This is a genomic window from Undibacterium sp. TJN19 (genome assembly GCF_049339485.1).
GTDB lineage: Bacteria > Pseudomonadota > Gammaproteobacteria > Burkholderiales > Burkholderiaceae_D > Undibacterium.
The window spans coordinates 65,790-84,515 of sequence record NZ_JBMPPL010000014.1 but is presented as its reverse complement, the minus strand read 5'-3'; the positions used below and the strand labels follow the sequence as shown (position 1 = coordinate 84,515).

Sequence of the window (18,726 nt, the reverse complement as noted above, 5' to 3'; positions counted from 1 at the left end):
ATTTCAGCATCAGGTAGAATGTAAGTATGAAAATTTTGATCAGTAATGACGATGGTTATCTGGCTCCAGGCATTGTGGCGCTTGCAGAGGCCATGTCTCATTTTGCTGAGGTGACCATAGTAGCTCCTGACAGCAATCGCTCAGGTGCATCGAACGCTTTGACCCTGGACAGGCCACTGACAGTGCAGCGTGCTGCCAACGGTTTTTACTTTGTGAATGGTACTCCTTCCGATTGTGTGCATATCGCTTTGACGGCGATCATGCAAGACAGGCCGGATTTAATTGTCTCCGGTATTAATCAGGGGCAGAATATGGGGGATGACACTTTGTATTCAGGCACTGTTGCCGCTGCAACGGAGGCTTACCTGTTTGGCATTCCTGCAATTGCTTTTTCGCAAATTGAAAAAGGCTGGGCGCATCTGGATGCCGCTGCGCGTGTCGCCAGCGATATCGTGCAACGTGGTTTCCCTGAATTGCCATCGCCATTTTTGTTGAATGTGAATATACCGAATATTCCCTACGCTAATATCAAAGGTATACGCAAGTCGCGGCTTGGCAAGCGACATACGTCTGAGCCTGTCATTCATATGCTTGATCCGCACGGCAGGGACATTTACTGGATAGGGCCGCCCGGCGCGGCAAAAGACGCCAGCGCCGGGACTGATTTCGACACCACAATGAAGCATTTTGTTTCCGTTACCCCCTTGCAGATTGATGTGACAAATACACAGCAATTAGAAACCCTTAAACTGGATTTCGCATGACTACAAAAGACAAGCGATTTCCTTTGACCTTGTCTTCTGTGGTCAGTCAAAAAGATAACAATGGCGAAAGAGCCGGCAGCCGCACAGTTGCCACCCGCACCGCCATGCCACAGACAGCAATGAGAAATGCGGCGCATCATTCGAGTGGAAGGCCGCCTCATCAGCCAGTGCAGCAGGTTGAAATCAAATCACTGAACCAGACAAACCTGTCCGCCGCCTTGTCGCCATCCTTGCTTTCTGGCCCGCTTGTCTCTGAGGGGGTAAGGCGTGCCATGGTTGCCCGGGTAGCGCAGCAGGGCGTTAAAGACGCTACGGTACTGGCTGCCTTGCAGGCCGTGCCTCGTCACCTGTTTCTTGAGTCTGGTATGGCCAGTCAGGCTTATGTTGATGCATCACTGCCGATAGGCTATCACCAGACAATTTCCCAGCCGTATATCGTTGCCCGTATGGTAGAGATCATGCGTAATGGCAAAGAACTTGGACGTGTGCTTGAAATTGGTACTGGTTGTGGGTATCAGGCCGCAGTATTGTCAGTTGTAGCAAAAGAAGTCTATTCCATAGAGCGCATCAAAGCCTTGCATGAGTTGGCAAAAAATAATTTGCGCCCCATGCGAATTGCGAATATACGTCTGCATTATGGTGACGGCATGATCGGATTGCCGAAAGAAGCGCCGTTTGACGGTGTTATACTGGCTGCCGCGGGTATGGAAGTGCCGCAAGCCTTACTTCAGCAGTTGCGCGTCGGTGGCCGTCTGGTCGCACCTGTTGGAGGTAGAAACCAGGTATTGCAATTGATAGAGCGTGTTTCCAACTACGAGTGGAAAAGTTCAATCATGGAGCAATGTCATTTTGTGCCTTTGCATTCTGGCGTAATGTAGATTCGCTTCTATTTGTTTTTAAATAGCGATGAATTTAACTGATCAAAAAGTGAAATGAAGAAAATACAGCAATTCTTACAAATAATTGTTACAGCGACTGTGTTGGCAGGGTTGTCTGCCTGTACAACGACTTTGCCAAACCGTGCACCTGTCGTGGAGCGGGGCGTAGAGCAAACGCCCGTTGAAACGGTAGTGACGCCACCCAAGCCAATTGTCAAGGCGCCCGATACACGTGGCACCTACGTCGTTAAAAAAGGAGATACCTTATATAGAATCGCCCTGGATCATGGACAAAGTTACAGTGACATCGTTACCTGGAACGGCCTTAAAAATCCTAACGATATCAAGGTTGATCAGGTTCTGCGCGTGGCCCCGCCAGATGGTTCAGCCAATGGAACGCAAGCATCTGGCATCGCTTCAAATGCGGTAGAAGTGCGGCCTTTGATTAATCCGGCGACTAACAAAAACGGTCCGCGTGCAGACAAGAAGCCTTACTCGGAAGCGAATCTGGCTGAACTGCAGAAAACAGATGCGAATGGCGTGACAAGCGCGGCTGTTAGCGCGCCAGCCGTCGCTGCGGCTGTAAAAGAGACAACTCCTCCAGTAAAAATTGCGGAGCAAACTACGTCCGAATCCGAGCCAGTGGAATGGATGTGGCCAGTGGAGGGTAAGGTTCTGGCTACTTTTGATGATGCCAAAAACAAAGGCCTGGATATCGCTGGTAAGATGGGGCAGGATATTCTTGCGGCTGGCGCAGGCAAGGTCATGTATGCAGGTAGCGGCATCCGTGGATATGGTAATCTGGTGATTATTAAACACAATAGCAATTTGCTGTCAGCGTACGCTCACAATAAGACCATTTCGGTGAAAGAAGGCCAATCCATCACCAAAGGGCAAAAAATTGCTGAAATGGGAAATTCTGACAGTGATGCCGTGAAGCTGCATTTTGAAATACGCTTGCAGGGTAAGCCCGTTGATCCAGCAAAATATTTACCAGGACGTTAAGGAAGTGCAAACGAAGCTAGCTGGCACACAAAGCCAGGGCTTCCCTATATAGAAAACTGCTCAGGCGCAATGAGCTTACCGGATACACGGACCAGCACAGATCATGCACAACAATTCAAACACTTATAAGTTGGGAAGTACTGCAAGTGAAGAGTCAGATGCGCCTGTTGAGTCTGCGGATGCCGATGCAGGTTCTTCAAGTGATGTCGCAGATATGATGGACGATGTTGGTGAGATTGCGCAAGAGGGGCAAGACGAGCAGGGGGACGATCCGGCAGCGTTGATTGTTGCCCCGATTGATGAATTAAAAACCGTGCTGGCGGCTGAATTATCGACCGACACGACCCAGTATTATTTGAACCAAATCGGCACTCGCCCTTTGTTTGCATCGTCTGAAGAGTTGCATTATGCAACCCTGGCCAAGCAGGGGAATTTTGAAGCCAGGCAGAAAATGATAGAGCACAATCTGCGCCTGGTTGTCTCAATTGCCAAGCATTATATTAATCGCGGCGTGGCTCTGCTGGACATGATAGAAGAGGGCAACCTGGGCTTGATGCATGCCATCGACAAGTTCGAGCCTGAACGCGGATTCCGTTTTTCTACCTATGCAACCTGGTGGATACGTCAAAGCATAGAGCGCGCCATTATGAATCAGGCGCGAACAATACGTTTGCCTGTGCATATGGTGCGGGAGCTCAATCAGATTCTACGGGCCAAGTATCATCTTGAGTCGCAGAGGCGTGATGGTCGCGATGCTGCCCTGGAAGATATTGCCTTGCTGGTTGATCGGCCAGTCGACGAGGTGCAGGATATCCTGACCCTGTCTGAGCATGCCACGTCTCTCGATACGCCGCTGGATAATGATCCGCAATCCAGTTTGATGGATATGCTGCCAGGTGATAGTGATGATGCGCCGGATATTCGTGCCGAACAGCATGAAATGACTATTCTGGTGAGGGATTGGCTGTCAAAGTTACCTGATAAGCAACGTATCGTCATTGTCAGGCGCTTTGGTCTCGATAATGATGATCCGGCAACGCTGGAAACGCTGGCTGATGAAATGGGTATTACGCGCGAACGTGTGCGTCAGATTCAGCAAGAGGCGTTGATTAAACTTAAACGGTCCTTTGCTTCGCGTGGTGTGGGGCGTGATTCTGTACTTTAAGTAAGTCATTTCACATATTTCTTGAGGTGCGTCTCCGCGCATCTCTTATAATTCCGTGTTTTAAATCTCACTTCCCGCTGGCGTGACGTGTTGCGCCACCAATTTCCATGAATACAATAGAAATCCGCTCTTTAGATATGGACGCACGTGGCGTCGGTAATTTGCAAAATGAAGATGGTTCCACAGGTAAGGTAGTCTTTGTTGATGGCGCGCTGCCGGGCGAGTTGGTGGAATACAGCACTTACAAGAAAAAAGCCAGTTGGGAAGCGGCAACCATGATGCGTATCATCCGGGAGTCCTCGCAAAGGGTGGAGCCTAAATGTGAATTTTTTGGAACTTGTGGTGGCTGTTCCATGCAGCATCTGGATGCCAGTGCACAGGTGGCCATGAAGCAGCGTGTGCTGGAGGATAATCTCTGGCACATAAGCAAAGTAAAGGCTGACATTATGTTGCGCCCCATCATAGGGCCGACCTGGGGTTACCGTTACCGTGCGCGTTTATCGGTACGTCATGTGATCAAAAAAGGCACGGTATTAGTTGGTTTTCATGAGAAAAAATCGCGTTACGTTGCGAATATGGAAACCTGTGAAATTTTGCCTGCGCATGTGTCTGCAATGCTGATGCCTCTGCGTGGTTTGGTTGCCTCTTTGTCCATTGTTGAAGCTTTGCCGCAAATCGAGTTGGCAATAGGTGAGGGCGTCACTGCCATGGTATTGCGGATTATGGCTCCGCTAACGCCAGCAGATGAAATCAAGCTCAAGGCCTTTGCTGATCAATACCAGGTGCAGTGGTGGTTGCAAACCAAAGGGCCGGAAACTGCTGAGCCTTATTATCCTGCGACCAGTCAGCTACATTATTTATTGCCAGAGTTTGGTGTGAAAATGCCATTCAAGCCCACCGATTTCACTCAGGTCAACCATCATATCAACCGTGTGCTGGTGGCGCGCGCCCTGCGTTTGCTGGATGTGCAGAAAAATGAGCGCATCGCCGACTTGTTTTGCGGATTGGGAAATTTCACCTTGCCCATCGCCACCCTGGCCAGGGAGGTTGTTGGTATAGAGGGTAGCGACGCGCTGACCGAGCGTGCGCTGGAAAATGCGCAACATAATGGCCTGGCAGCGAAAACCTCGTTCAGCACCAGGAACTTGTTCGAAGTCACTGCGGATGATTTCGTGAAACTGGGTAAATTTGATCGTTTTCTGATTGATCCTCCGCGTGATGGTGCAATGGCTGTTTGTCAGGCATTGATCGATCTGGGGGCAATTGCACCTGAACTGAAGCCGAAGCGACTGGTCTATGTGTCTTGCAGTCCTTCCACGTTGGCGCGCGATGCCGGCATGCTGGTGAATGAGGCGGGTTACCGCTTGAGTAGTGCCGGTGTCATCAATATGTTCCCGCACACCTCGCATGTTGAATCCATGGCAGTTTTCGATTTGATCTGATTCGGTTTTAAGGCGACTCGCTCGTCGCTCAAAAAACTGGAATCTGCCTGATTTGCCTATGAGAAACCGATGTCTCAAGTGACTGTCGAAATACTATTTGATCAATTGTATTTCTTGAAAGATATATCTGAGATTATGGTTTCATGGTAAAATCTAAGGTTAGATGAATTCTCGAATTTTTTCTTAACCCTTTCTTTTTATTGGAGTTTTTAGATGGCTATTGAACGTACATTGTCTATTATTAAGCCTGATGCCGTTGCAAAAAACGTTATCGGTCAGATTTACAGCCGCTTTGAAGGCGCTGGCTTGAAAGTAATCGCTGCTCGCATGACACAATTGTCCCGTGCTGAAGCAGAAGGTTTTTATGCTGTTCACAGCGCACGTCCGTTCTTCAAGGACCTGGTTGATTTCATGATTTCCGGTCCTGTAATGATTCAGGTTCTGGAAGGCGAAGGCGCGATTTTGAAAAATCGTGACCTGATGGGCGCAACAGATCCAAAGAAAGCAGACAAAGGCACGATCCGTGCTGATTTCGCTGATTCTATCGATGCCAATGCTGTACATGGCTCTGACGCTGCTGAAACAGCTGCTGTGGAAATTGCTTACTACTTCCCCGCATTGAATGTGTATTCCCGTTAATTCAAACTTGCTTTGAACTAATGTTTTAAATAATCACTCCATGCAATCTGATATTGCGTGGAGTGTGAAAGAGAAAATCATGACGGCGCTCGTAAATTTATTGGATCTGGATCCAGCGCAACTCGTAGCTTATTGCGGCGAGTTGGGTGAGAAGCCGTTCCGCGCCAAGCAATTGCAACGCTGGATACACCAGTTTGGTGCCAGTACGTTTGATGAAATGACGGATCTCGCAAAATCCTTGCGGGAGAAGCTCTCTACTCGTGCCATGATTGCCGCTCCCGCTGTTATCAGTGACCATACTTCTACCGATGGCACGCGAAAATGGCTGGTTGATGTCGGGCAGGGCAATGCAGTAGAAACAGTTTTTATACCAGAAGAAAATCGTGGCACCCTGTGTATTTCCACGCAGGCTGGCTGTGCTGTGAATTGCCGTTTTTGTTCTACTGGTAAACAGGGTTTTAACCGGAATTTAAGTGTTGGCGAGATTATCGGCCAACTCTGGATGGCTGAATTTGAATTGCGCAAGACCAAGGGTGTGTTGCCCGGTCCAAAAGGTGAGCGTCAAATTACCAATGTGGTCATGATGGGTATGGGCGAGCCTCTGCTTAATTTTGAGCCGACGGTGACAGCCTTGCGCCTGATGCTTGATGATAATGCCTATGGTTTGTCGCGTCGTCGCGTTACCGTCTCGACCAGTGGTGTCGTGCCCATGATAGACAAGCTGGCACAGGAATGTCCGGTGGCGCTGGCGGTATCACTGCATGCTTCCAATGATGTTTTGCGTGATAGTCTGATACCACTGAACAAAAAACACCCTTTGGAAGAATTGAAGGCGGCGTGCAAGCGTTATCTTGAATTTGCACCACGTGATTTCATCACGTTTGAATATTGCATGCTCGATGGTGTCAATGATACGGATGAGCATGCGCGTGAGTTATTGCATCTGGTGCGTGATGTGCCCTGTAAATTTAATCTCATTCCATTTAATCCGTTTCCTGAATCGGGTTTAAAGCGTTCTGCAAATCCGCGCATCAAGGCTTTTGCCCAGATTTTGCTCGACGGCGGCATCGTCACTACCACACGTAAAACACGTGGTGACGATATTGATGCGGCATGTGGTCAGTTGGCTGGAGAAGTGCAGGATAGAACGCGCGTGCAGGAACGCATGCAGAAGATGGCTGAATATCAGAAGAAGTTTGGTGAAAATTTTGGCAAGATCGTGGAGATCAATCAGTGAAAATTCTTCAAATGCGTCATCGTCTTTTGACAGGGATGCTGTTGGTTCTGGCATTGGGTCTGTCAGCTTGTGCCACAACCAAGCGTCTCGATGGGGAGCAGCCCGAGGCCAATGTTTCCAGTGAAAAAACGGAGGCGCGCAAGCGTGCATCCATTCGTATGCAGCTGGCGATTGATTATTATCAGCAGGGCCAGCAAAAGGTTGCATTGGAAGAGTTGCGTCAGGCCTTATTGATTTCGCCTGATCTGATTGATGCCTATAGCGTGCGTGGCCTGATTTACATGGATATGGGCGAAAAGCAGCTGGCAGAAGATAATTTTTTGCATGCCTTGAAGCTTTCGCCGGGAAATCCTGATATCGAAAATAATTATGGCTGGTTCTTATGCCTGAATGGCCGTGAAAAACAGGGTCTGGCTTATCTGGATAAGATTATCAAGGACCCGGCTTACACAACGCCAGGCAAGGCCTTGAATAATGCGGGCTTGTGCAGTTTGCGCTTAAAAGATGTGGTGAACGCAGAGCGTTATTTCTTGCAGGGCTTGCGCGAAGATCCGGCCAATCCGGCGATTAATGCTAATCTGGCAAAAATTCTTTATGATCGCGGCGAATATACGCAAGCGCGCTTTTACATTAATCGTGTGTTGAAGTTTGATGTATTGGCTGCGGATGTTTTGTGGCTGGCAATCAAAATCGAAAAGAAATTGGGTGATGAGGCCGCTGTGAGTGGATTGTCCACGCAATTGCGTCGCCGTCATCCTAACTCTAAGGAGTTTGCTCAGTTCCAGCGCGGGGTATTTAATGAGTGAAACGGGAAGTAATTTATCTGCCGCGACATCACCAGATGAGCCGGAAAATAAAGCTACATTGTCAGTTGTTCAAACTGCAGGTTCGCAATTATCTTTTGCTCGGGTGCAGGCTGGGCTGAGTTTGCAGCAAGTTGCAGATCAGCTTAAATTGTCGCAGCGGCAGATTGCTGCACTGGAAGCGAATCAATTTGATGATTTGCCAGCTATGGTCATCGTGCGCGGCTTTGTGCGGTCGTATGCAAAACTGCTCAAGCTCGACCCCGCACCAGTGATTGCCTGTCTGCCGGCTGAAGCTGGTGTGCCTGGTCAGAGTACGGATCTGCGCCCAACTTTGGCAACGCCTTTTATGGAGTCGCGTACGCCGTTTTTGGGCAGGCAAGACAATAATAATCGCAAATATTTGATTGGTGCCGCCTTGCTGGCAGCCTTCGCGCTTATCTTTGTTGGTGTGCAAAAGCTGGAGAAAATCGATTATTTTAAAAACCTGATGCCTTCATCTTCACTTAAAAAAGTTGCTGAAGACCAGGTGGCGAGTACTGAGCAGACGCCAGCCAGGGCAGGCAGTGAAACACCTGCTGAAGTACCGCTGTCTACAGTGGTGGCGCCAGTTGTAACCCAGAAAGTAGAACCGCAGGAATCTCCTGCATCCAATGCAAAGTTGGCTCAGGATGAGCATGCTGCATCCGCTGCGGTGGCTGCGCCTACCCGCATTGCAACGGTGATTGATCCTGCGCCGGTGTCGGCACCGGCTGTGCCGACTGTGACAGCACCGCAAGCAGTTGTTGCCAATGGTAATAATCAGCTAAAGCTGAAATTCCGGCAGGATTCGTGGATACAGGTAAAGCGTGAAAATGGTACGGTGCTGACTTCTCATCTTGCCAAAGCTGGTACGGAGGAATTTTTTGATTTGAAGGATGCCCTGCAGATCAGAATCGGTAATGCGGCTGGTGTAGACGGCTGGTTGCGTGGCAATACGATGGGTATTGCGCCGACCAAAGACAGTAATGTTGTTAACTTGAATGTAAAGTAAAGATGACGGATTTTTTATCAGAAATTTTTTCTGGTGCAAAACCAAGGCGCAAATCCCGTTCAGCCAAAGTGGTTTACGGTACGCGGGAAATTCTGGTTGGGGGCGGTGCACCTGTCGTTATTCAGTCAATGACAAATACCGATACGGCAGATGTGATTGGTACTGCCATTCAAATCAAAGAGCTGGCACGTGCCGGGTCGGAGATGGTTCGTATTACTGTCAATAATGCTGAGGCTGCGGCCGCAGTACCCGCTATTCGCGAACAGCTCGACAAGATGGAAATCGATGTGCCACTGGTTGGTGATTTTCATTATAACGGCCACACTTTGCTAAATGATTTCCCAGAGTGCGCGCAAGCGTTATCGAAGTATAGAATTAATCCAGGCAATGTAGGGCAGGGTGCCAAGCGCGATACGCAGTTTGCCCAAATGATAGAAATGGCTTGTCGTTACGATAAGCCAGTACGCATAGGTGTGAACTGGGGTAGTCTGGATCAGGCTTTGCTGGCCCGCATCATGGATGAAAATGCCGGTCGACCTGTGCCCTGGAGTGGTCAGGCCGTGATGTATGAGGCGTTGATTACGTCGGCAATTGAAAATGCGCAAAGAGCCGAAGAGCTTGGCCTTGCTGGCGACAAGATCATCTTGTCCTGTAAGGTATCCGGTGTACAGGATTTGATCGCTGTCTATCGCGAGCTGGCTGTGCGTTGCGATTATCCTTTGCACCTTGGGTTGACCGAAGCTGGTATGGGTAGCAAGGGCATTGTGGCCTCGACTGCTGCATTGGCTGTGTTGATGCAGGAAGGCATAGGCGACACCATACGTATATCGCTCACGCCAGAGCCAGGTGGTGACCGCTGCCGTGAAGTCATCGTTGGACAAGAAATTTTGCAGACCATGGGCTTGCGTAAATTTACGCCCATGGTTATTGCCTGTCCGGGTTGTGGCAGGACAACATCGACGGTTTTTCAAGAGCTGGCAGATGATATCCAGACTTTTCTGCGTGAGCAGATGCCCGTCTGGAAGAAGCAATATCCAGGTGTTGAAAGCATGAATGTGGCCGTCATGGGTTGCATCGTCAATGGGCCGGGTGAGTCCAAGCATGCCAATATCGGTATCAGCTTGCCAGGTACAGGCGAGTCACCAGCAGCGCCAGTGTTTATTGATGGTGCCAAGGCGGTGACCCTGCGTGGAGATCACATTGCAGAAGAATTCCAGTCTATCGTGCTGGATTATGTGAAAAGTCATTATGCCCCGATAAGCAGTGCATAAAGCAAGATCACATAAAACAGCATACAAAAATAATTGAATTAGGTTGCAAGCATGTCCGAAATAAAAAAAGCAGAAAAAATTGCTGGCGTGAAAGGGATGAATGACCTTTTGCCAGATGACTCTCCGTTGTGGGAGTTGTTTGAAAATACGGTGCAGTCCGTATTGAAAAGTTACGGCTTTCAGCAAGTCCGCACGCCCATCGTCGAACCCACGAGCTTGTTTGCGCGTGGTTTGGGAGCGGTCACCGATATCGTTGAAAAAGAAATGTATTCTTTTGAAGATGCAATGAATGGCGATAAGCTGACCCTGCGCCCAGAGGGTACTGCTGGTGTGGTACGTTCCGCGATTGAGCATAATCTGGTTTATGATGGCCCACGTCGCCTGTGGTACAGCGGCCCGATGTTTCGCCATGAAAAGCCACAGCGTGGCCGTTATCGTCAGTTTCATCAGGTGGGTGCCGAAGCACTGGGCTTTACCGGTCCTGATATCGATGCTGAGTTGATTATGATGTGCCAGCGCTTATGGGATGATCTGGGCTTGCAAAACGTGCGCCTGGAACTGAATTCCATTGGTGATGCTGCCGAAAGAAGTTTGCACCGCGCTGCGTTGATCACTTATCTGGAGCAACATCAGGATTTGCTGGATGCAGAAGCGCAACGCCGCCTGCACACCAATCCCTTGCGCATTCTTGATACAAAAAATCCCGCCATGCAAGACATGGTCAATGCAGCCCCCAAGTTGCTTGACTACCTGGGTGAAGAATCCCTGGCGCATTTTGAGGGCGTACAAAAAATTCTGCGTGACAACAGTATTCCGTTCAGTATCAATACCAGACTGGTGCGCGGCATGGATTACTATAACCGTACTGTGTTTGAATGGGTGACGGATGAACTTGGCGCGCAAGGCACAGTCTGTGCTGGTGGGCGCTATGATGCCCTGTTCGGCATTTTTGGTGGCAAGCCAACGCCGGCCTGCGGTTTTGCCATGGGTATAGAACGTTTGCTGGAACTGATGAAAGCCAATGGCGACCTGCATCAGCCGGCCGTGTGCGACGTATATCTGGTACATCAGGGATCGGCCGGTCAGATGCAATCCATGATACTCGGCGAGCGATTGCGTGATGCCGGGCTGGATGTTGTGTTACATTGCGCAACTGCGTCTGGCACAGGTAGTTTTAAATCCCAGATGAAGAAAGCTGATGGTAGCGGCGCTGCTTATGCCGTCATTATCGGTGATGACGAAGCTGGTAATAATACGGTCAGCATCAAGGCGATGCGCGCTGAAGATGCTGAAAACAACCAGGTCAATGTGCCATTTGATACAGCGGTTGACTATCTGGTTGATCAGATCGCTGGTGTTGGTGATGATGAGCACTGCTGTGACGATCCAAACCATATCCATATTCACCATTAATACAATTATTCCAAATAATACATAGACGCCATGGCATACGATTTAGAAGAACAAGAGCAGTTAGATACCTTAAAAGCGACCTGGAAACAATACGGCAATCTGGTTACATGGCTGGTGATTATCGCCTTGGCCGCTTATTCCGGTTGGACTTACTGGAATTCGTATCAGGGCAATCAGTCTGCGCAAGCCTCACAGCTGTATGAAGAGTTGCAAAAATCCATAGTCGCCAAAGACAATGTAAAAGTGCAACGTGCTGCGGACGATTTAAAAGAGAAGTTTCCAAGAACTGCCTATGCTCCTATGGCGGCACTGGCTGCTGCAAAAAGCGCTTTTGATGCAAATGACTTGAAGTCAGCCAAAGCCCAATTGCAATGGGTGGCAGATACGGCAAAAGTTGACGAATACAAGGCATTGGCAAAAATTCGCCTGGCCGGTATTGCGCTTGACGAGAAAGCTTACGATGAAGGCCTGAAGCAATTGGCTGGTACTTTCCCGTCTGAATTTGAAGCCGATGTCCTTGATGCCAAGGGTGATATCTACGTTGCCCAGAATAAAATGGATGATGCGCGCACCTCCTACAAAGCAGCTTTAGACAAAATGTCTGAAAAAAATCCGGGGCGTCAGGCTTTGCAGATGAAGCTTGATGTTACTGGTGGTGCCGCCGAAACAAAAGTTGTTAGTAAATAACGGGAGTAATACATGCAATTTTCCTCCAAGCTGCTGGTTGCCTCATCTGTTTTTCTGGTCTTGACAGGTTGTTCTACACTCTCGTCTTTAAATCCGTTTTCTTCAAAACCTGATGCTAAGGCAGCGCCAGCGGTATTGCTCGACTTTAAATCGACCATGTCCGTTAAATCTAGCTGGACAGTGGCAGTGGGCACGGCTGCCAACTATGTGTTTACACCGGTTGCAGTCTCGCAAAATGTTTATGCCGCTGCTGCTGACGGTACGCTGACTCGTATTGAGGTTGCATCGGGGCGTGCTGTATGGCGTATTAATGCGGGCATGCGCTTAACAGCGGGCGTTGGCGCCAATGAGACTACCGTTGCGGTTGCTGGCGAAAAAGGTCAGGTACTTGCATTCGATCTGAATGGCAAATTACGCTGGAAAGCGCAGAGCCCAAACGAGATATTGTCTGCGCCAGCGGTAGGGCAAGGGCTGGTAGTGGTGCGCAGTATTGACAATAAAGTGACGGCCTATGATTTGACGACAGGCGAGCGCAAATGGTCTGTTGAGCGTCCTTTGCCACCTTTGACTTTACGTGCCACGCCTGGAATCATCATTGCTGAACAGCAAGTCATTGTTGGTTTGCCGGGTGGCCGCATGGCATCTCTGGCGCTCAATAACGGTGGTTTGCGCTGGGAAGCCACTGTTGGTGAGCCCAAGGGAGCCACTGAGCTTGAACGCGTGGCAGATGTCTCTGGTGCGCCAGTATTGATGGGTCGCGACATTTGCGCCAGTTCCTATCAGGGGCGTGTGGCTTGTTTTGATGCTACCACTGGAGCATTCCGCTGGGGCAAGAATTTGTCCAGCGAAGTAGGTGTCAGCATGGATGAGCGCTTTGTTTTTGCCGCTGACGTCACAGGAGCAGTGAATGCCTATGCACGTAGTGGTGGTGCAAGCGCTTGGCGCAATGACAAGTTAAGCCATCGTCGCTTATCAGCACCAATTTCATTTGACCGCGCAGTAGCGGTAGGTGATTTAGCAGGTTATGTCCACTTCCTTTCCAGGGAAGATGGTTCTTTCATCGGACGCGTTGCGACCGATGGCAGTCAGATTTTAGCTGCACCATTGGTGGTGGATGCTAAACTGATCGTTCAAACAAAATCAGGGTCAGTGGTTGCACTTGCAATCGAGTAATAAATAATGAAGCCGGTTATCGCACTTATAGGCCGACCAAACGTCGGCAAATCCACGCTGTTCAATCGGCTTACCCGTTCTCGTGATGCATTGGTCGCAGATTTGCCAGGTTTGACGCGTGATCGTCACTATGGTGAAGGCCGTGTTGGCGACCGTCCATTTTTGGTGATAGATACAGGCGGTTTTGAGCCTGTTGCCAAAGAAGGCATCATGCATGAAATGGCAAAACAGACCAAACAGGCAGTCGCTGAGGCGGATGTCGTTGTTTTTATCGTCGACGGTCGTCAGGGGCTGACGCCGCATGACAAGACCATCACAGATTTCCTGCGTAAATCAGGCCGCTCCGTCATGCTGGTCGTGAATAAAGCCGAAGGTATGAAATATACATCGGTGACAGCAGATTTTTATGAGCTTGGCCTCGGTGACCCGTATGTAATTTCTGCCGCCCATGGCGATGGTGTAACCGATCTGGTCGAAGAAATGGTCGATATTGCGTTTGCGCAAAGGCCACCTGAGGTTGAAGAACCGGAAGCCAACGTCAAAGGTATCAGGATCGCCATTGTTGGTCGCCCTAACGTTGGCAAATCCACTTTGGTGAATACCCTGTTGGGTGAAGACCGCGTAATTGCATTTGACATGCCAGGTACGACCCGTGACTCGATCGAAATTCCCTTCGAGCGTGACGGCAAGCATTATTCCCTGATTGATACGGCTGGTATACGTCGCCGTGGCAAGGTCTTTGAGGCGATAGAAAAATTTTCTGTTGTAAAAACTTTGCAATCTGTGTCGGAAGCCAATGTTGTCTTGCTCTTGCTGGATGCCCAGCAGGATATTTCTGAGCAAGATGCGCATATTGCCGGCTTTATCCTGGAATCAGGGCGTGCACTGGTGGTTGGCGTCAATAAATGGGATGGCCTGCAAAGTGACAGGCGTGACGAAATTAAATTCGACATCGAACGCAAGTTGAATTTCCTGACGTTTGCCAATTTCCATTTTATTTCTGCGTTGAAGTCGACTGGTATCGCGCCACTGATGAAATCTATCGATTCAGCCTACGCGGCGGCGATGGCGAATTTGTCGACACCAAAACTGACGCGCGCGCTAATTGAAGCCGTTGAGCATCAGCAACCCAAGCGTAAAGGCTCTATACGTCCCAAATTGCGTTATGCGCATCAGGGCGGGCAAAATCCACCTATCATCGTCATCCATGGTAATGCGCTGGAAGCAGTGGGGGATGTCTATAAGCGATATCTCGAAAAACATTTCCGCGAAACTTTCTCTCTCACAGGAACACCGTTGAGAATTGAAATGCGTTCTGGTAAGAATCCGTTTGATAAATCTGCAAAGTAAGGTGACGTGGTGCAGCGGTGTGCAAGGTGACGAAAGTCGATTTGTAAGGTTCGCTGTAAAAAATCAACCGCAGATATGCAATAAAGTTAAAAATAGATTACATTACTTTGTAATCAACTTCTGGGATTACTTGTATTTTGCTAAGTAGTCCCCAACTCCTAATCACAACAACACAATGGAGCTGTTATGAGCAATAAAGGGCAACTATTACAAGACCCGTTTCTGAACGCATTGCGGAAAGAACATATTCCTGTATCAATTTATTTGGTCAATGGTATCAAACTGCAAGGCCATATTGAATCATTTGACCAGTATGTGGTTTTGTTGCGCAATACCGTGACGCAAATGGTTTATAAGCATGCGATCTCTACTGTCGTTCCTGCGCGTGCTGTCAGCATTAACACCGAGTCTGAAGCCGAGTAATTTTTGAACGCTGAATCACTGAAAAAAAGTCGTCTATGCGCGCCGCTCTAGTCGGTGTTGATTTTGGCAAAGACGACTTTGCCGCCAGTTTGGAAGAACTTTCTTTGCTCTCGCAGTCTGCCGGGGCCGAGCCTGTTACAACCATTACTTGTAAAAGAGCAAGTCCAGATGCCGCTTTTTTTGTTGGCACTGGCAAAGCTGATGAGATTGCTGATGCAGTTGCAGACGCCACGCTTGATATTGTCATATTTAATCATGCGCTTTCCCCAGCCCAGCAAAGAAATCTTGAGCGTCATTTAAAAGTCAGGGTAGTTGACCGCACCAGCTTGATACTGGACATATTTGCCCAGCGCGCCCAAAGTCATGAAGGTAAGGTCCAGGTTGAGCTAGCCCAGTTGCAGCATCTGGCAACCCGGTTGATACGTGGATGGACGCATCTGGAACGGCAAAAAGGTGGTATCGGTCTGCGTGGGCCTGGTGAAACGCAATTGGAAACAGATCGCCGCTTGTTGGGCGAGCGTGTCAAGATGCTTAAAGCCAAGCTGGATAAACTGCATAAGCAGCGTGAAACCCAGCGGCGCTCACGAGGACGCAGTAATACATTGTCCATCTCGCTGGTGGGTTACACCAATGCAGGCAAGTCAACGTTGTTTAATACACTGACAAAAGCAGGGGCTTATGCAGCCGATCAGTTGTTTGCAACTTTGGATACAACGTCCCGTCGCCTGTATCTGGGTGAAGCTGGCAATGTGGTTATTTCTGATACGGTAGGGTTTATCCGCGAACTGCCGCATCAACTGGTTGCTGCTTTTCGGGCAACATTGGAAGAAACCATTCATGCTGACCTGTTATTGCATGTGGTCGATGCAGGCAGTCCGGTGCGTTTTGATCAGATACAGCAGGTTAATCATGTGCTGAAAGAAATAGGCGCTGACCATATACCGCAGATGCTGGTCTGGAACAAGATCGATCTGGCTGGCATAGAACCATCAGTCGAAGTGGATGAATGTGATAAAATTCATCGGGTTTTTTTGAGTGCCCGAACTGGGGCAGGTATTGGTTTATTACGCGAATCGATCGCCGAATTCGCAATGGCAAAAATATCCGGATCTGCGCAAATGGCAACGCCAGACACCGATGACGCGCGCTTTAATCTTCAGTAGTCCAACCCACTATTCATTGGATAGCGACAGAATGCTTGTTTCACTTCTCAAAAGAATCGGTTTAGCGATGTCGCTAAACGACCCTCAATGGGGGCGTGGTTCTCAAAACAATAATCAAAATAATAATCAGGATAAGAAGAAGCCCCCTGAAGGCCCGCCTGATTTAGACCAGTTATGGAAAGATTTTATCCAAAAACTGAGTCGCCTGTTTGGCCAGAAAGGCAATGGCGGTGACGGTAATGGTGGTTTTACGCCGGACTCGAATGGCGCAAAAGTTGGCGCCTCATTAATTGTTGCTATTTTTGTACTTATCTGGCTTGCCAGTGGCTTTTTCATCGTTCAGGAAGGTCAGACTGCTGTTATTACCACTTTCGGCAAATTCAGCCATCAGACGACTGCCGGTTTTAACTGGCGTTGGCCTTACCCTATCCAGGGTCATGAAATCGTCAATGTTTCCCAAGTACGTACGGTGGAAGTGGGTTATCGCTCCAACGTCAAAAACAAGCAGGCACGTGAGTCTTTGATGCTCACTGATGACGAAAATATTGTTGATATTCAATTCGCAGTGCAATACAAACTTAACAGTGCACCTGACTGGCTGTACAACAACCGCGATCAGGAAGACATGATACGTCAGGTCGCAGAAACAGCAGTGCGTGAGATCGTTGGCAAAAGCAAAATGGATTTCGTCTTATATGAAGGGCGCGAAAAAGTCGCTTTTGATGTCAGTGCCAGCATGCAAAAAATCCTTGATGTCTACAATGCGGGCGTGCAAATTGCCAATGTAACAATGCAGGGTGTGCAGCCTCCAGAACAGGTGCAAACAGCATTTGATGATGCGCAAAAAGCCAAGCAGGACAAAGAGCGTCAAAAGAATGAAGGTCAGGCCTACGCCAACGAAGTAATTCCAAAGGCGCGTGGTGAAGCATCACGCATGCTGCAGGAGGCTGAAGCTTATCAGGCAAGTATCGTTGCTAATGCCGAAGGTAATGCGGCCCGTTTCAAACAGGTGCTGGCTGAATACCAGAAAGCCCCAGCGGTGACCCGTGACCGTATGTATCTGGAAACCATGCAGCAGATATTTGCCAATACCAGCAAACTGATGATGGATACCAAAACCGGCAATAACATGATTTATTTGCCTCTGGATAAACTGATTTCCCCATCAGATTCGGGCGCGGCCAAGGCTGTTGCGCCAGTGCCTGCGCCTGTAACAACCGGCAGTGAACAAATCCCAACAGTAGAAATGCGTTATAGCAAAGATGGAAGATCAAGAGATAGTCGTGACTCACGTGACAGGGAGGTACGATAATGAATAAGCTTGTCTCTGCAGTGATTGCACTGTGTGCAGCGATACTGGTCGCCTATTCGACAATTTTCGTGGTGGATCAGCGCTCCTACGCGATTGTTTTTGCTCTGGGTGAAATTCGTTCTGTCATCAGTGAACCGGGTCTGCATTTCAAATTGCCGCCGCCATTCCAGAATGTTTTGTTTCTGGATAAGCGAGTCCTGACCATCGATTCCCCTGAAGCGGATCGTTTCATTACCGCTGAGAAGAAAAATATTCTGGTGGATTCCTATGTCAAATGGCGTATCAAAGAACCACGTTTGTATTATGTGAGTTTCAATGGTGAAGAGCGTCGTGCGCAAGACCGCATGTCGCAAATCGTCAAGGCTGCGCTTAATGATGAAATTACCAAGCGCACGGTGCGCGAAGTGATCTCTGGTGAGCGTGGCAATGTCATGGATGCCATCAAGAAAAAAGTCGCAGAAGAAACCAAGCAGATTGGCGTAGAAATTATCGATGTACGCCTGAAGCGGGTGGATTATGTTGAGCAGATCAACAACTCTGTTTATGATCGTATGAAAGCTGAACGCACCCGCGAAGCCAATGAATTGCGCTCTACAGGGGCGGCAGACTCAGAAAAAATTCGGGCTGACGCTGACAAGCAGCGAGTGGTAATCCGTGCAGAAGCTTACCGCGAGGCAGAAAAAGTGCGTGGCGCGGGTGATGCTGAGGCTTCCCAGATTTATGCCCAGGCATTTGGCCAAAATCCTGAGTTTTACAAATTTTATCGCAGCCTTGAGGCCTATCGTGCCAGTTTCAAAGCCAAAAGCGATATCCTGGTAGTGGATCCCAACTCCGAATTTTTCAAATATTTTAAGAACCCTTCAGCCTTGGGCGGTAGTGCGCCAGCTGCAAAAGGCAAATAATCTAATTCGGTTTTTACAACAGCGAACTGCGCAGTATTGTGCAGTTCGCTGTTTGTCGGATTGGCT

The 18,726-nt window shown here is 48.9% G+C and carries 18 protein-coding genes; all 18 read left to right on the top strand.

Translation table 11 applies throughout. From position 1 onward, the window contains the following. Positions 1-26 precede the first annotated feature (26 nt). The 18 genes from surE (at position 27) to hflC (ending at position 18,660) form a co-directional block, all read left to right on the top strand. Complete coding sequence (gene surE, locus ACO0LH_RS25835; protein WP_422944020.1) at positions 27-764, top strand: 5'/3'-nucleotidase SurE; 738 nt, start codon at positions 27-29, stop codon at positions 762-764. After that, the gene (locus tag ACO0LH_RS25830) at positions 761-1,642 is read left to right on the top strand and encodes a protein-L-isoaspartate(D-aspartate) O-methyltransferase (protein WP_422944019.1); all 882 of its coding nucleotides are present in this window, start codon (positions 761-763) and stop codon (positions 1,640-1,642) included. Before surE ends, ACO0LH_RS25830 begins: the two co-directional genes overlap by 4 nt. A gap of 54 nt (positions 1,643-1,696) precedes the next feature. Next, on the top strand, positions 1,697-2,647 hold the full coding sequence (locus ACO0LH_RS25825; protein ID WP_422944018.1) for a peptidoglycan DD-metalloendopeptidase family protein: 951 nt from the start codon (positions 1,697-1,699) through the stop codon (positions 2,645-2,647). Positions 2,648-2,750: 103 nt separating this feature from the next. Next, positions 2,751-3,812 (top strand): RNA polymerase sigma factor RpoS, encoded by a 1,062-nt coding sequence (rpoS, locus tag ACO0LH_RS25820; RefSeq protein ID WP_422944017.1) that lies wholly within the window; start codon positions 2,751-2,753, stop codon positions 3,810-3,812. 107 nt (positions 3,813-3,919) lie between these two features. Further along, positions 3,920-5,254, top strand: a complete 1,335-nt coding sequence (gene rlmD / locus ACO0LH_RS25815) for a 23S rRNA (uracil(1939)-C(5))-methyltransferase RlmD (protein ID WP_422944016.1) — start codon at positions 3,920-3,922, stop codon at positions 5,252-5,254. 213 nt (positions 5,255-5,467) lie between these two features. After that, entirely contained in the window at positions 5,468-5,893 is a 426-nt protein-coding gene (gene ndk / locus ACO0LH_RS25810) for a nucleoside-diphosphate kinase (protein WP_422944015.1), read from the top strand. Between the two features lie 76 nt (positions 5,894-5,969). Continuing rightward, positions 5,970-7,130, top strand: a complete 1,161-nt coding sequence (gene rlmN / locus ACO0LH_RS25805; protein WP_422944089.1) for a 23S rRNA (adenine(2503)-C(2))-methyltransferase RlmN — start codon at positions 5,970-5,972, stop codon at positions 7,128-7,130. Continuing rightward, positions 7,127-7,936, top strand: a complete 810-nt coding sequence (pilW, locus tag ACO0LH_RS25800) for a type IV pilus biogenesis/stability protein PilW (RefSeq protein WP_422944014.1) — start codon at positions 7,127-7,129, stop codon at positions 7,934-7,936. The genes rlmN and pilW overlap by 4 nt, the downstream gene beginning before the upstream one ends. Next, complete coding sequence (locus ACO0LH_RS25795) at positions 7,929-8,966, top strand: helix-turn-helix domain-containing protein (RefSeq protein ID WP_422944013.1); 1,038 nt, start codon at positions 7,929-7,931, stop codon at positions 8,964-8,966. Before pilW ends, ACO0LH_RS25795 begins: the two co-directional genes overlap by 8 nt. A 2-nt stretch (positions 8,967-8,968) precedes the next feature. Further along, positions 8,969-10,237 carry a flavodoxin-dependent (E)-4-hydroxy-3-methylbut-2-enyl-diphosphate synthase gene (gene ispG / locus ACO0LH_RS25790; protein ID WP_422944012.1) on the top strand — a complete coding sequence of 423 codons (1,269 nt, stop codon included), beginning with the start codon at positions 8,969-8,971 and terminating at the stop codon, positions 10,235-10,237. Between the two features lie 51 nt (positions 10,238-10,288). After that, on the top strand, positions 10,289-11,650 hold the full coding sequence (hisS, locus tag ACO0LH_RS25785; protein WP_422944011.1) for a histidine--tRNA ligase: 1,362 nt from the start codon (positions 10,289-10,291) through the stop codon (positions 11,648-11,650). A gap of 30 nt (positions 11,651-11,680) precedes the next feature. Further along, positions 11,681-12,337, top strand: coding sequence for a YfgM family protein (locus tag ACO0LH_RS25780; RefSeq protein WP_422944010.1), 657 nt, complete (start codon positions 11,681-11,683; stop codon positions 12,335-12,337). Positions 12,338-12,349: 12 nt separating this feature from the next. Further along, positions 12,350-13,510: an outer membrane protein assembly factor BamB gene (gene bamB, locus ACO0LH_RS25775; RefSeq protein ID WP_422944009.1), complete on the top strand. Its 1,161-nt coding sequence runs from the start codon at positions 12,350-12,352 to the stop codon at positions 13,508-13,510. A gap of 6 nt (positions 13,511-13,516) precedes the next feature. Then, positions 13,517-14,860 carry a ribosome biogenesis GTPase Der gene (der, locus tag ACO0LH_RS25770; RefSeq protein ID WP_422944008.1) on the top strand — a complete coding sequence of 448 codons (1,344 nt, stop codon included), beginning with the start codon at positions 13,517-13,519 and terminating at the stop codon, positions 14,858-14,860. 186 nt (positions 14,861-15,046) lie between these two features. Continuing rightward, positions 15,047-15,283: an RNA chaperone Hfq gene (gene hfq / locus ACO0LH_RS25765; RefSeq protein WP_186946602.1), complete on the top strand. Its 237-nt coding sequence runs from the start codon at positions 15,047-15,049 to the stop codon at positions 15,281-15,283. 35 nt (positions 15,284-15,318) lie between these two features. Continuing rightward, the gene (gene hflX / locus ACO0LH_RS25760; RefSeq protein WP_422944007.1) at positions 15,319-16,446 is read left to right on the top strand and encodes a GTPase HflX; all 1,128 of its coding nucleotides are present in this window, start codon (positions 15,319-15,321) and stop codon (positions 16,444-16,446) included. Between the two features lie 31 nt (positions 16,447-16,477). Next, positions 16,478-17,758, top strand: coding sequence for an FtsH protease activity modulator HflK (hflK, locus tag ACO0LH_RS25755; protein ID WP_422944006.1), 1,281 nt, complete (start codon positions 16,478-16,480; stop codon positions 17,756-17,758). Then, positions 17,758-18,660, top strand: a complete 903-nt coding sequence (hflC, locus tag ACO0LH_RS25750; protein ID WP_422944005.1) for a protease modulator HflC — start codon at positions 17,758-17,760, stop codon at positions 18,658-18,660. The genes hflK and hflC overlap by 1 nt, the downstream gene beginning before the upstream one ends. The last annotated feature ends 66 nt before the right edge of the window (positions 18,661-18,726 follow it).